Here is a 14,016-nt window from a genome sequence, read left to right as displayed (position 1 = left end):
TTTAACGAGCAAAGCTGACGATATGCTGGCAACACTCGTTTCCGGCGCAGGGCTTCTCACCGGCTACACTGGCAAGCTATGCATTACCCCAAATTTTTCCAGCATCCCGAGTCCGGCACCTGCCTGCGCCTGCACGTTGTGGGCGGTTTTACCAGCCCTAATGATTGGATCCATTTGGGTTATTGCGCGGCGCACTGGGCCGATGGCAGCGTTTATATTCGCCCCAATTCCGCCATCGAGTTGCGGGGAGTTACAGACAAGGCCCAGCTTGCGGCGGAGCTGGATAAATTAGAGCTGCTAAGCTTCCACATTCCCGTGCTGGCCTCTCCCCTTGCTCCCGCGGCGCAGCAGGCAGCGCGCCAGCTGACCACGCACCTGAATACCGAACAGCCGGGCTTGGAGTCGCTCGCGATTACCACTGACGCCGACGACCTGCCGGTTTCTGCCGCGCAGGTCAGTATGCAGCTGCTTGACGATGCCACCTTAAACATCACCCATTCCCCTGCCACCAACAGCCCGACCGCGGGCCTCTCGCTTGCCGATGCCGCAGCCCACCTCCGTCGCCTCGGTGCCTTGCGCACCGAGGCGAGGAATACCGAAGCAAAAGGCACTGGGGCAGCTGGTGTGGAACTCGCCGCAGAGCCTGGCCCCATTGGCTGGTTGGATGAGCACCAGGCAGAAGGCGTGGTCGACCTTGGTGCGGGGGTCTACCAAGGCGCCATCCCGGCGCAGTTCACGCAGCTTATCGGTCAGCTAGAAGTGGACATCACGGTCACCCCGTGGGGAGGCCTAGTCTTTCACGACATCGCAGAGGGCGATGCCGAGGTCGTCCTCCGCATGCTCGCCCCGCGCGGTTTCATCTTCGATATCAATTCGCCCCTGCTACGGGAGGGCGAGGCCGGCTAACGCGGCATGTGCCGCCACACGGGCCGGGGCACGAGCCGCATGACCCAGGCCAAGGCTTGCAGGGCCTTCGGGATCCACAGGGTGTGGCTGCGCGCCTGACCGCGGCGGTCGTCGTTGTCTATGCAGACAACGACGGCATCGGCGACATCGCCTGGCCGCACCGATAGCGGGGCCGGTGTCATCCCCTGGGTCATGGACCCAATGACGAACCCGGGGCGCGCGGTAATCAGCCCGAGCCCACTGCCGTGCAGTCTGTCCGCAAGGCCCTGGCAAAAAGCATCCAGCCCAGCCTTGGTGGAACCGTAGACATAATTGGCGCGGCGGGCCCGCCACCCAGCGATGGAGGAAAAGGCCACGATATGGCCGCGCGGCATCGACTGCGCCGCTACCGTGAGCACGGAGACCTGGGCGGTGTAGTCGATAGTGGCGATCTGTGCTGCGTGGGACGGATCAGTTTCCGCCTTATCTTGATCTCCTAGGATTCCGAAGGCGACCACAGTCAGCTCGATGGCGCCGACGCGTTCCTTGGCCTCGGTAAAGATCTGGCGGTGTTGGGAGAAATCCTCCGCGTCAAAGGACAGCTGGTGGACGCTGCGTGCACCTGCGGCCTTAAGCTGGGCGGTAATCTCCTCCAGCCCGTGGGTCCCGCGGGCGGCGAGGACGATGTCGTTACCGCGGGCCACGCGTCGGGCGATTTCGCCGCCGATATCGCTGCGCCCGCCCAGGATCAGTACGCCAGCCACTTAACGCACTTCGCGTTCAACGACGTTGAGGGACTCGTAGCCATCCTTGGTAAGTACCACGATGTCTTCCAGCCGCATGCCCCACTGGCCTTCTAGGTAAATGCCTGGCTCAATGGAAAAGGCCATGCCCTCTTCCAGCGCTAGGTCATTTCCCTCCATGATGAAGGGCTCTTCGTGGGTCGAGAGACCAATTCCGTGGCCGGTGCGGTGGACGAATTTATCGCCCCAGCCGGCATCGGCAATAGCCTTCCTAGCAATCCCGTCGATTTCTTCAGCCGTGCTGCCGGGCTTGGCGGCGGCGCGGGCGGCCGCTTGGGCATCGTAAAGCACGGCATATGCGTCTTGGAAGTCCTGCGGCGCCTGGCTGAGATCGCCGCCTACGACGTAGGTGCGGGTGCAATCGGAGTGATAGCCGGAGGGCAAGGTACCCCCGAGATCCACGACAACGGGCTCGCCCGCAGCCAGCTTCCGGTCAGAGAAGCTATGGTGCGGATTGGCGCCATTCGGGCCAGAACCTACGATGACAAAGTCAATAATGGAATGCTCTTTGAGGATGAGCTTTTCCAGTTCATGCGCCACCTCGGCCTCGGTACGGCCGGACTGCAGGAGCTCAGGAACCTGGGCGTGCACGGCGTCGATGGCCTGGCCGGCTTTGCGCAGCTCCGCGATTTCCGCCTCGTCCTTGCGGGTAAACAGCTCCGCGAGCGCGTAGGTAGCAAGAACGTAGTCCGCCTCAGATACAAGCGCCTGGAACTGCAGGATGTGGTCTGCCGTCAGGGATTGGCCCAGCGCTATTTTTCCGATGGTGGACGCAGCGCCCTGCAGCGCGAGCTCGTAGGGATTATCGCCGTCATTCCACCCCCGCAGCTCAACGTCAAGCTCGCCCACGGGTGCCGATTTAATATCCGTAATATCCGTATTCGGCGACACAATCCACGGCGTGCCGGTTTGGGGAACCGCCAGCACCGTCAGGCGCTCGTGGGACGAGACCCACGAGCCGGTGAGGTAGGCGAAATCGGGGCCAGTGCCAATCAGCAAGAGGTCAATACCCTGCTGGGCAGCCGCTTCTTGCGCAGCCGCAAGCCGACGCGAATAAACTTCCGGAGAAAAAGCCTGAGTAGTCATGCCCCATAGTCTACTAGCGAGTAGTCCGCGCTAGCTTAAGCCCCGATCGCGACGACCCCGCGCTGAATAGCATCGATGGCGCGGCGCGCGTTCCGCTGGATCTGGCCATCATAGCCAGTCTTGGCGATTTGCTGCAGTAGGTCCACAACTTGGCGGCACCACCGCACAAAATCACCAGGGGTAAGCTCCGCGCCCGCCTCATTGGCCGCCGCCATGCAATAGCCCAAGGGCGCACCCGCCGACCACTGGTGAATGGCCAGCGCAAATCCGGCTTCAGGCTCGCGCGTTGGGGGCAGGCGGTGGCGGCGTTCATCGGCGCCGAGCTCGGTATAGATGCGCCAGGTCGCATTCATGGCATCGGCCATGCGATCCGTTGCCGCCTCCGGCTGGCCCCCAGTGGCCTTCCTATTTTCAAAGCAGCACAGAGATGCAACGCCGGCCAATTCCGCCGGATCCAGCCCATCCCAAATGCCTCGCTTCAGGCATTGGGCAACGAGCAGATCGGATTCGCTATGAATCTTTGCCAGGCGCTCGCCTTCCTCAGTGATGACCGGCGTGCGATCATTGCCGGCACCAGAGAACTCGACATAGTCCATCTCCGCGAGCAGATCCACGATGCGTTCAAAGGTTCGGCCCAATGTATCGGTCGCCTTATTCACCTTGGCCTGCAGCTTTTCGAGGTCGCGCTCGCGGCGCGCCAACTTCTGCGCCACGCCGGCCAGTTGCTCCCTGTCGGTGGCGGGCCAGTCGTGTGCAGGGTGCTCGCGAATGGCATCGCGCAACTCGCCTACCCGCTTATTGGGTCGCAGGCGCGGCTTCGACTTCATCCGCTTTGGGCGGTCAAACTTTTCGCGGTGGAAGACATCCTGGATGTACTTGGTATTGCGCCGCGGATTCTTCCGCACCGGCTTCGGGATCTTAATACGGCCCAGTTGAATCGGCGGATTGCTAATGCCAGTGGCATCGATGCGCCCTGACCACCCAGACTCCGTGGTCACCCACGGGCGAGGATCCTCAGTCTGGTTGGCCGGGGTGACCACCGCGGCAAGAGTGGGCCGCTTCTTTCCGGCAAGCGCGATGACATCGCCCAATTGCAGGCGGGCTAGCACCGCGACTACTTCCTGGGTGCGCTGGTGTTCCTTATCGACCTTGGATTGCTTTTCTTCCGCCGTCAACTCGCGGCGCAGCCGGATATAATCCATGAGCACCTCGGCGGGATCCTCGCCGTCCTTGGCTGGTGGTGCGAGGGCATCCACGGCATCGTCAAGCTGCTCACGCAATTCGCGCACGCGATGCTCCGCGCGCTCTAATTCGCGGGTTTCTTCCACCACGGAACCATCGGCCTGGAACTGCGCGAAAGACTTTTCCAGTAGCCGCAGCGAGTCCTCAAAGCCGAGCATGCCCAACAGGTTGATGGCCATGTTATAGCCCGGCGCAAACGTAGAAATGAGCGGATACGTGCGCGTTGAAGCTAAACCGGCGACAAAACGCGGATCCATAGCCGGTGCCCACTGCACGACCGCGTTGCCCAGGGTATCGATTCCGCGCCGGCCGGCGCGCCCGGTCAGCTGCGTGTATTGGCCTGGCGTGAGATCCACGTGTGCTTCGCCATTGAACTTGATCAACTTCTCGAGCACCACCGTGCGGGCGGGCATATTAATGCCCAAGGCAAGGGTCTCGGTAGCAAATACGGCGCGTACTAAACCGCGGACGAAGAGATCTTCTACGATGTGGCGAAACGCCGGGAGCATCCCTGCGTGGTGGGCGGCAAAACCACGGGAGAGCGCTTCGCGCCACCGCCGGAAATCCAGGACCTGCAGGTCTTCTTCCGGAATGCCCTCAACGCCGGCATCGACGATGGCCTTGATCTCTTCTGCTTCCTCTTGCGTCGTCAGCACCATTCTGCTGCGCAGGCACTGATAGAGCGCGCCATCGCAACCGGCGCGGGAAAAGATGAACGTAATCGCGGGCAGCATATCTTGCGATTGCAGCACCTTCAGCACCTCAGGGCGTCCTAAGGGGCGGTAGCGATCTTGCGGCCGGGAGGAACCGGAACGCCCGCCCGCTTTACCATGAAATTCGCTGCGCCCGCCGCCCTTGTGGCGCGCCCTCGCGCGAAAACCCTTGCCGGATTTATAGTCCGCGTGCCCATCATCGCTATCGCCTGCCTCCAAGCGCTGAATGCGGCGCTCTAATTCGGAATTGACCTGGCCGCCGGATTCCGGCTCAAAGAGCGGGTAAATCTTGCGGCCCAGCATCATCCATTGATCAAGTGGGACCGGCCGGTGTTCGGTCACAATGACAGAGGTATCGCCGCGGACCGTGGCGAGCCATTCACCGAATTCCTCGGAATTGGACACGGTGGCAGACAGCCCAATGATGGATACGTGGTCCGCCAAGTTCAAGATGACTTCTTCCCAGACCGCGCCGCGGGAGGCATCTGCAAGGAAGTGGATTTCATCCATGACCACGTGAGTAAGTCTATCCAGCGCGGGAGAATCCGCGTAGATCATATTGCGCAGCACCTCGGTGGTCATGACGACGATTTCGGCATCGGCGTTAATGGAGACATCGCCAGTAAGCAGACCGACGGCATCCTCGCCGTGCTCAGCGACGAGGTCGTGGTATTTCTGGTTGCTCAGCGCCTTAATCGGGGTGGTATAAAAGCACTTCGTGCCGCGGCTTAGTGCCAAAGAAACGGCGAACTCGCCAACGACGGTTTTACCTGCACCAGTTGGGGCGCAAACGAGCACCCCTTGGCCATTTTCTACCGCCTCACACCCCTGCACCTGGAACTCATCCAAGGGGTATGGGAGGCCGGCGGCGAAGGTATCCAGGTGAGTTTCAGTCATATCTCACAAGGCTACCCGTGCTTAAAGCACATCGTCGAAAAAGCCGCCTTCATCGGTAGGTCGCTGCGGACCCTTGCGATCCTCAGCCCGTTGGGAAGTGCTATCCGAAGCCCGATTTTCCGTGCGGACGGTCTGCGATGACGCCCCAGCTGCCGCAGGCTTAGGCGAGGCATATACGCCCGACGGGGCATCGACAGGCGCGGGCCCGCCCACACCAGTGGGGCTTTCGTCTAGCGCAGACGCGGATTCATCATCAAGATCCATCCAGTCAGGACGCTGCCGGTTCTGGCGCTTGTCGTGAATGCGGCAGAACTGGAAGGCAATCTCAATAAGCAGCATCAGGCTGGCGGACAATACCACCATCGTGAAGGGATCTTGGCCTGGGGTCACGAAGGCGGCGAAGATCATCACCACGACGATGACGATGCGGCGCTTATCCTTAACGTGGTTATATTCCAAGACGCCGATGAGATTGAGCGAGACGATTAACAGCGGAATCTCGAAGCTGATGCCAAAGATGAGCAACAGCGCCAAGAGGAAGTAGAAGTATCGCTCACCAGTTAATGCTGCGGTTTGATACTCAGCGCCAATGCCGACGAGGAATTCCAAGCCCACGGACAAGATGAAGTAGGCCAAGATGGCGCCCGCGAGGAAGAGGGAGACGGCCACAACGACGAAGCTCAAGGTGTAGCGGCGCTCATTCTTATACAGGCCTGGCACGATAAATGCCCACACCTGGTAGAGCCAGACTGGGGACGAAATAACCGTACCTGCCAACGCACCGACCTTCAGGCGCAAAATGAGCATCTCGAAGGGGCTGGTGGCAAGCAAGCGGCATTCGCCATCGTTATTGAAGTTGGCTCGTTTATCTTCCGGCAATGAGCAATAAGGCTCGCGCAGGATTTCTCCCAGCGGTGGAATCCGGAAGGGCGCCTGCTGGTACCAAATAAAACCGATGATCGCGCCGATAACCAAGGCAAGCAAGGAAATAATGATCCTTCGCCGCAGCTCTTGCAGGTGCTGCACTAAGGTCATCTCGCCCGTTGGGTTCTTGGGCTTGCGTGAAAAACCTCGCCGCTTGCGGCGCACGCGGGATCCGTGTTCACCGGCAGGGTTGGACTGTGAGGACATCAATTTGGCTCTTTCAACGCACAAGAACGAACACTACCCTGCCCACTCGAATTCTGAGGGCCGGTCTCCGACACGGCCGACGAGTGCATAGGCAGAGCGTGTTCGCCTTTTTAGCTGGCAGGCGTTAATTCTGGGAGGAAGAGTTTCCCTGCTGGTGGCCAGGCTGCATATCTGGGCGGTTCCAGAACTCCTCATCGGACTGCTGGCGCTTCTGGCTCAGTTGAGCTTGGGTCTCAGAGCGCTTGGTGTCCTCCGATTGCATTTCATTGACCTCAGATTTGAAAATGCGCATCGAGCGGCCCATGGAACGAGCAAGATCGGGCAATTTCTTCGCGCCAAATAGCAAGATGATGACGAGAACAATCAGGCCGATTTCCAATGGTCCTAAGGTCATAAGATCCTCTTTCGGTTCTTCTTTGCCTGCGCCAGATGGCCGCCGCGCTCCCTGACTTCGCGGGAAAATTCGCGAGGCAATTTTTAGACGCATGTGCGTGCAGTAACTGAATTTTAAGTATAGCCCTTCAACGCGACATTTCCGCGTTCCGCAATGAGATTCACAATAGATTGAGGGGCTATAACGCGTAACCTATCGGCCTGTCCGAGGGCGAAACGAACCAGCCAATCAGCGGACCCCACCTGCATCGTTGCAGCTATAGCGCCGTTTTCCAGGCGTTTGCCTAGTTGCATATCGTAGTATTCTGCAAGCCAGGTGAATTCTTCATGAATGATTAATTCCACGGAATCCGCCGTACCTAAATTAAAGGGTGCTGCAGCGTCGAAATCCAGCTCTTTAAGGCGCGGATGAGCAGTCTCCTCGGTCAACTCGGCATGCTTGATGCGGTCAATACGAAAGGTCCTGTGCCCCTGCTTTTCTTCTTCCCACGCCGCGAGATAGGGCTCGTCATCCACGATAAAAATCCGGGCCGGATCTACCAGGCGCTCGGTTTCCTTATTTGATGAAGCGCTCCAATAGCGCATCCGGATGCGCCGTTTTTCATTAAGCCCGCGGTTCAAGGTTGCCTGGATGTCGGATTCTTGCGGGTCCACCGTCGATAACGTGTCATAGATGCTCAGCGTGCGTTCATCCATAATGGAGCGCAATTTCGCGGCGGAAGACTTAATCGCCCGCGCATCCAACAGCCCAGGCATAGCCTCGAGGGACTCAAGGGTAAGTAAGAGCGCGCCCGCCTCGGTCGGCGTAAGCCGCAATGCTTGCCCCAAGCCTTGGTCATTGTAGATGGTGACCCCATCGCGGTAGCTGAAAGAGAGATCGATGAGCTCTTCGGTATTGCGGCCGGTCCCAGAGCAAAATAGCCGGTCCACGGCATCTTTGAGCTCTCCTGGGTCCATCCCCAAATCCGCGGCTGCCTCCATCGGGGTTTTATCCGGATGGTTTTGAAAATACGGGATGAGGTTCAGCGACCGGACGAGCGCTTGCAGTTTATGAGATCCATCGGCCATGGTTTACTCAGCTCCGTTGTGGTTGGCGGCTGCGCGCAAAAGGTTAATGATGTCAGTGCGCACCTCGGGGGGATCGAGCACTTTTACTTCTGGGGCATAGCCCGCTGCGGTGCGCACCAACCAATCCTTCTGGACCCCGCTAAGCACTACGGTGCCTTCGACGGTGCGCTCCCCCGCGCTTTCTAGCTCTTGGGCTTGACCTTCAGGAATATACAAGGTCGCGTCCACCTTTTCGCCGCGTTGTAGCGCCTCTTTGACGAGCTTGTCGATGTCCACCGTCGGCTCGGAATGCTCAGCCGGCTGGTGTGACCTTTTGATATCGGAAAGCCGCAGGGCGCGGAAGACGCGCGGGGCGGCGCGGTCAACATCGAAGCCAACGATATAGATGCGGCTTTGATGGTTGACCACTCCCCAGGGATCCATGGTGCGTCGCACGGTCTCTGCCGCTGGGTGGGGGCGATAGGCAAAAGTAATCCGGATTTTATTACGCACGGCGGCCAAAACAAAAGTGATCACCTCGGGGGCAAGGCGGGTGATGTCATTGACCGCGGTATAAACGGGCGCGCCCTCCAGGTTCCGGGAGGCGCCCGAGGCGGCAATCTTGGTCCACCCGGACAGGGAGAAATCGCTCAAGCCACCAGGGGTTCCCACTCCCCCTGCGATGCCTAGCACCATCGCTTCTTCCGGTGAAAATTCCACCGGTGGGAGCTGGTAATTGCTTTGGTCGAGGCGGTACGAGGCACCGTCTTCCCCACCGGTGTGCACGATGGGGACTCCGGCGCGTTGCAAGGTGGCGATATCGCGCGCCAGGGCCTTGGTAAAAGCCTCGTCGGATTTATCGCTATAGCCTGCGACGTGGCTGCGGATCCAGGCCGCAGAGCGGTCCGGTGAACCACCCGAATTCGCCGCTCCTTGCAGCGCAAAGGATAAGTTGGTGAGCCTTTCTACAGCCGCATCCTGCCGGCTCGGCGTGGATCGTGATGCCACCACGTTGTCTACTCTCCCCAGTGCTCAATGTGCACGCCCTAGGCGTGATTATCGTGCATATAGTCTAGCAATGCCGCAACGCGCGGATCGGTGGACGCGAAAGGATCCAGCAGCTCCTCGGTGCGAGGTTCTGGGCGGTTGACCTTCAGCCGCGTCCAATCCACGGTCACGTGCGCACCGCAGTCTTCGGCGGCAGTCAGGAACGCGCCGCGCAAGGCCGCACGCGTGGTCGGCGGCGCGGTCGATACTGCACGCTCGATGTCTTCATCTTCAATCCAGCGCTCGATCATCCCGCGGCGCAGCAGCACGTCGTACAAACCTCGCCCTGGCCGGATATCGTGATAGGTCATATCAACCTGCGTAAGTTTCGGATGCGCCCAGTCACCGCCCAAGCGCGAGCGGTAGCGCTCGAGCAGCTCGAACTTGATGACCCAATCAATCTCGCGGTTTACGCCGGAGAAATCTCCGGTCTCGATGGCGCGCAGGATGCGCTCCCACAGGTCAACGACACGCTCCAATTCCGCCGTGGGGGTGCCGGCATCCTCGCGGTGAGCGAGCCAATCGCGCGCCCGCGCACAGAGCTGTTGCTGGACTTCTAGGGCCGTAATGGTTCCCCCGCTAACAAGCGGCAGCGGCGTAGAGCCAGTCAGATCGCGCGCGATGGTGCGAATGTGGTGGATGGGATCTGCGATCTCGAGTTCGGGCAGCTCGAAGCCTGCCTCCAGCATCTCTAACATGAGCAGGGTGGAGCCGACCTTCAATGCGATGGTGGGCTCTGCCATATTGGAATCGCCGACGATGATATGCATCCGGCGGAAGCGCTTGGAATCCCCGTGCGGCTCATCGCGGGTATTGATGATAGGCCGGGAACGGGTGGTCGCAGACGAGACACCCTCCCATACCTGGTCGGCGCGCTGGGATAAGAGGAATTGCGCGGGTTGATCGCCCTTGGCAGGCTGCACCATTCCCGCCCCGCAGATAAGTTGGCGGGTAATCAGGAAAGGCAAAAGTGCCACGCCCAGATCTTTGAGCACCATATGCCGGCTAATGAGGTAATTCTCGTGGCAGCCAAAGGAGTGCCCGGCGGAATCCACGTTGTTCTTAAACAGGTAGACCGGCCGCTCGTTTCCTTCTGCGGCCAAAGCATCTTCCGCTTGCAGCGCAAGGCGGTTCATCACGCGGTCACCGGCGCATTCATAGGCGATGAGCTGGCTAAGGCTATCGCACTCGGCGGTAGCTACTTCTGGGTGCGAGCCGACGTCGAGGTAAAGGCGGCTGGCATTGGTCGCGAAGATATTGGACGAGGCGTATTTTTCGACGATCGGCCGGAAGAGCACGCGCGCAACCTCATCCGGGCTTAATGCCCGCTGGCTCTTCGGCGTCGCCGTGGACAGGCCATATTCGGTCTCGATACCCATGATGCGCCGAGCAAAAACGGGACGGGTGGATTCCACGCCTACTGTCCGCCCTTTTGGACGTAGGAGCGGACGAATTCTTCCGCGTTATTTTCTAGCAGGCCATCGATCTCATCTAGCAGGTCATCGGTGCCAGAGGTGTTGATATTGAGCTGGGTTGCGGTAAATTCTTCCTCTGACTCGGGGTCATTTCCCCCGTTATTGCTAGTGACCTGGCGATTCGAATTGGACACGATGTCATCCTTTCGTCGTATTAGGTGATCATTACTTACGATACTCGGGCTGGATACCGATGGCAGCAAGGCCTTCGAGCAACTCTTCTACGCTGCTTGCGCCATCGATGATGTCTTCGCAGTCCGCGCGGGTGAGCCCGCGGGCATCATCCATGGCCACGGTGGCCCAGACTCCGTTTCGGGCGTGTCCGTCCTTATCACCACGGCGCAGAGTGAGGCTTTGCCAGCTGGCAGCGATGATATCTTCGCCGAATTTCTGCGTTATGCGCCCGCGGAAATATGCCCGCGTATCAGCGGGCGGCTCGGCCGCAGCGCGGTGCAAATCTTCGGCGCTAAAGAGCTGGCGCATCTGGCCCTTGCGCACCAGCGCATGGTGCAGCGACTTCTCCGGATCGATTTCCGCGTATTGCAAGTCGATGAGGCGCAGCTTGGGATCATCTGGGGCAATGCCGCGGTCCAGGTAGCTTTTGATCAACCGGTACTTGGCCACCCAATCTAGGAGGTGGGAGGCCTTGAGGGGGTCATCGGCAAGCAGCTCTACTGCCTCGTCCCAGGCCGCCAGCACCTTGCGATCGGCGTCGGTCTCCGGCTGCAGGCGGCGGCGGTATTCGTTGAGCAGCTCGAGGGCGGTGAGCGTGCGGCCATCGGCAAGCGTGAGCCGGTGGCGCAATTCAAGATCGCGGCTTACCAGGGGAACCTCCGCGACGGCATCGGCCAAACGCAGATCGCTAAAGTCTGTGCCCGCCTCAATGGCATCGAGCACCAGCGAGGTCATGCCCAATTTCAGCAGCGTCGAGGTCTGCGACATATTCGCATCGCCAATGATGACGTGCAGGCGGCCAAAATCATCGTGGATGGCATGGGGCTCATCGCGGGTATTGATAATGCCGCGATTGAGGGTGGTTTCCAGAGAAATTTCTTGCTCCATATAATCCGCACGCTGGGAAATCTGGAACCCCGGTTCCTCCCCAAACTCGCCGCGCCCCATGCGCCCAGCACCAATGACGACCTGCCGGGCCACGAAGAAGGGGATCAGCGCCTGGGCCATGACCGAAAAATCGGTGCTGCGGGCATACTGATAATTTTCATGCGAACCGTAGCTGGCACCCTTGCCATCGACGTTGTTTTTATACAACCGTAGCGGCGGGCACGGCAGCCGGTCCGCCAAGACGGACTTTCCCTGTGCTGTTAGCTCCGCGACGGCATCCCGGGCCTGCAGCAGTGTGAAATCGCCGGCGGCATCATAGAGCGTTGCGTCCCAAGCATTCGTGCACTCCGGAGCCGAATACTCGGGGTGGGCGTGGTCCACATAAAACCGCGCCCCGCTCGGGGTGACAACATTGGCTACCCCCACCGCATTGGGGTCTACCACGGGAACCGTATCGTAGCGCTTGAGATCGAAACCGCGCGAGTCCCGCAAGGGGTGTTCCTCCGCAAAATCCCAGCGCGAACGCGCCCCCGTATACAGCGCGGCATAGGCCACAACCGCATGGGTCGAGGTAATGATTGGGGATTCCTCCGGCGAATCCGGCGTAGAAATACCGTATTCCGTTTCCGTTCCTAGCACGCGGGCCACGTACAGCTCCTTCCGCTTAAAAGTTCCACACTGGTCACGCGCGAACCGCTGTGATCCGTGGAGACAATCTTGCTCCATTCCTCGGGGTTGGTTGAGGTGGGCATGTATTCCGATTCCTCCTGCTCAGCGGCGATGGCTGCGCGCAGGTGCTGCTTGCCGATGCCCCCTTCAACGCCCCCAGTGCCTTCCTCCACGGCGCGCTCCGCACCGTGGTGCGATAAAGCTTCCTTGATGGCCAGCTTTTTAGCCCGGGCCAAAATATTGGCAATCATCGCGCCAGAGACGAAATCCCGGTAGTGCAGGACTTGGCGCTGCCCATTGCTAAAGTGCAGCTGCGCAAACGGCCTATCGCTATACAGCTCATCCACGGCATCGCCAATGAGCTCGTCAATATCACCCACATGTGGAATGGAGGGATCGAAGTGGCGGGCGAAAATCTCGCGCGCGCCGCGCTTGGTGGGGCGGTTGATGCGCACCTTCATATCCAGCCGACCCGGGCGCATGATGGCGGGGTCAATGAGCTCTTCCCTATTGGTGGCGCCGATGATGACCACATTGCTGAGGCCCTCCACGCCGTCGAGCTCCGTTAGCAGCTGTGGAACGACGGTGGTTTCCATATCGGACGAGACCCCGGATCCGCGGGTGCGGAAAATGGATTCCATCTCATCAAAGAAGATGACCACCGGGCGATCCGCGCTGGCCTGGGCGAGCTCGCGGGCGCGCTCAAAGATCAGCCGGATGCGGCGTTCTGTTTCGCCGACGTACTTATTCAGCAGCTCTGGGCCCTTAACATTGAGGAAGTAGCTGGATCCGTCTCCCCCCATTTGGGTAGACAAAGAGTTCGCCACTGCTTTAGCAATGAGCGTCTTTCCGCAGCCGGGTGGGCCATAAAGCAATACGCCCTTGGGTGGTTGCAGGCCATATTCCCTGTAGAGCTCTGGGTGGATAAAGGGCAGCTCGACGGAATCGCGGATCTGCGAAATTTGCTCGTCTAGGCCGCCGATATCCTCGTAGCGCACATCTGGCACTTCCTCCAGCGAGAGCTGGGATACCTCTGCTTGATCCACCTTTTCCACGGCCACGGAGGCCTTGGTATCTAACAGCACGACCTCGCCCGTGCGCACGCTTTCTTGCAGCGCTTGTGCGAGGAGAACGACGCGGTTATCCCCCGCGGAATTAGCCACGACGGCCCGGCGCTGGTCCAAGCGCTCGACCACGGTGGCAAGCTCGCCAGTGCTCGTGGGGGCGCAGCCTTCGACGACCACGAAGCCATCTCCCAACCGCACCTGTTGGCCCACCTGCAGGCTTCCCGGCTCCACGTTGGGAGAGACCTTGAGCTGCATGACGCGGCCGTTGGTATACACCTCCGCCGTAGTGCCTACCTCGCTTTGGTGCGGCGAGTAGGCCAAAAAGACACCGTAGGTAGAGGCAGGCTCTGCAAGTGCATTGACCTCAGCAAATAACTGCTCAAGCTCGGCGCGCGATTTCTGTAAAAGCTCCACCAGCTTTTGATTGCGCGCAGCAAGCTGGCTGAGTTGCCGCTTATTATCCGTGGCTTCATCCATGCACACCACTTTAACGCGCGAA

Annotated in this window: 12 protein-coding genes; 1 reads left to right on the top strand and 11 read right to left on the bottom strand. The window is 59.9% G+C overall.

Annotation, left to right across the window (positions count from 1 at the left end; genetic code table 11):
• Positions 1–78 precede the first annotated feature (78 nt).
• Positions 79–906 (top strand): precorrin-3B synthase, encoded by an 828-nt coding sequence (locus ABRP98_RS06430; protein ID WP_349858145.1) that lies wholly within the window; start codon positions 79–81, stop codon positions 904–906.
• Here ABRP98_RS06430 and ABRP98_RS06425 read toward each other — a convergent pair.
• From ABRP98_RS06425 to arc, 11 genes are all read right to left on the bottom strand, one after another.
• Positions 903–1,649 carry an SDR family oxidoreductase gene (locus ABRP98_RS06425; RefSeq protein WP_284852409.1) on the bottom strand — a complete coding sequence of 249 codons (747 nt, stop codon included), beginning with the start codon at positions 1,647–1,649 and terminating at the stop codon, positions 903–905. The genes ABRP98_RS06430 and ABRP98_RS06425 overlap by 4 nt on opposite strands.
• Positions 1,650–2,774: a M24 family metallopeptidase gene (locus tag ABRP98_RS06420; protein ID WP_349858143.1), complete on the bottom strand. Its 1,125-nt coding sequence runs from the start codon at positions 2,772–2,774 to the stop codon at positions 1,650–1,652.
• A 35-nt stretch (positions 2,775–2,809) separates the two neighbouring features.
• A complete protein-coding gene (locus ABRP98_RS06415; RefSeq protein WP_349858142.1) occupies positions 2,810–5,626 on the bottom strand; it encodes a DEAD/DEAH box helicase in 2,817 nt (938 codons plus the stop codon).
• A gap of 21 nt (positions 5,627–5,647) precedes the next feature.
• A complete protein-coding gene (tatC, locus tag ABRP98_RS06410; protein WP_349858140.1) occupies positions 5,648–6,757 on the bottom strand; it encodes a twin-arginine translocase subunit TatC in 1,110 nt (369 codons plus the stop codon).
• A gap of 124 nt (positions 6,758–6,881) precedes the next feature.
• A complete protein-coding gene (gene tatA, locus ABRP98_RS06405; protein WP_284770669.1) occupies positions 6,882–7,151 on the bottom strand; it encodes a Sec-independent protein translocase subunit TatA in 270 nt (89 codons plus the stop codon).
• Positions 7,152–7,264: 113 nt separating this feature from the next.
• Positions 7,265–8,218 carry a helix-turn-helix transcriptional regulator gene (locus tag ABRP98_RS06400; protein WP_349858138.1) on the bottom strand — a complete coding sequence of 318 codons (954 nt, stop codon included), beginning with the start codon at positions 8,216–8,218 and terminating at the stop codon, positions 7,265–7,267.
• 3 nt (positions 8,219–8,221) lie between these two features.
• A complete protein-coding gene (locus ABRP98_RS06395; RefSeq protein ID WP_349858136.1) occupies positions 8,222–9,208 on the bottom strand; it encodes a helix-turn-helix transcriptional regulator in 987 nt (328 codons plus the stop codon).
• A 35-nt stretch (positions 9,209–9,243) separates the two neighbouring features.
• A complete protein-coding gene (pafA, locus tag ABRP98_RS06390; RefSeq protein ID WP_349858184.1) occupies positions 9,244–10,623 on the bottom strand; it encodes a Pup--protein ligase in 1,380 nt (459 codons plus the stop codon).
• A 38-nt stretch (positions 10,624–10,661) separates the two neighbouring features.
• Positions 10,662–10,853 (bottom strand): ubiquitin-like protein Pup, encoded by a 192-nt coding sequence (locus ABRP98_RS06385; RefSeq protein ID WP_284637330.1) that lies wholly within the window; start codon positions 10,851–10,853, stop codon positions 10,662–10,664.
• A 31-nt stretch (positions 10,854–10,884) separates the two neighbouring features.
• Positions 10,885–12,429 (bottom strand): depupylase/deamidase Dop, encoded by a 1,545-nt coding sequence (gene dop / locus ABRP98_RS06380; protein WP_349858134.1) that lies wholly within the window; start codon positions 12,427–12,429, stop codon positions 10,885–10,887.
• Positions 12,414–13,994: a proteasome ATPase gene (arc, locus tag ABRP98_RS06375; protein ID WP_296089330.1), complete on the bottom strand. Its 1,581-nt coding sequence runs from the start codon at positions 13,992–13,994 to the stop codon at positions 12,414–12,416. Before arc ends, dop begins: the two co-directional genes overlap by 16 nt.
• Between the last annotated feature and the right edge of the window lie 22 nt (positions 13,995–14,016).

Source organism: Corynebacterium sp. KPL2838 (assembly GCF_040225455.1).
Classification (GTDB): Bacteria; Actinomycetota; Actinomycetes; order Mycobacteriales; family Mycobacteriaceae; genus Corynebacterium; species Corynebacterium rhinophilum.
Note: the sequence above shows the minus strand (reverse complement) of the source record. Positions and strands in the feature narration are given on the sequence as shown.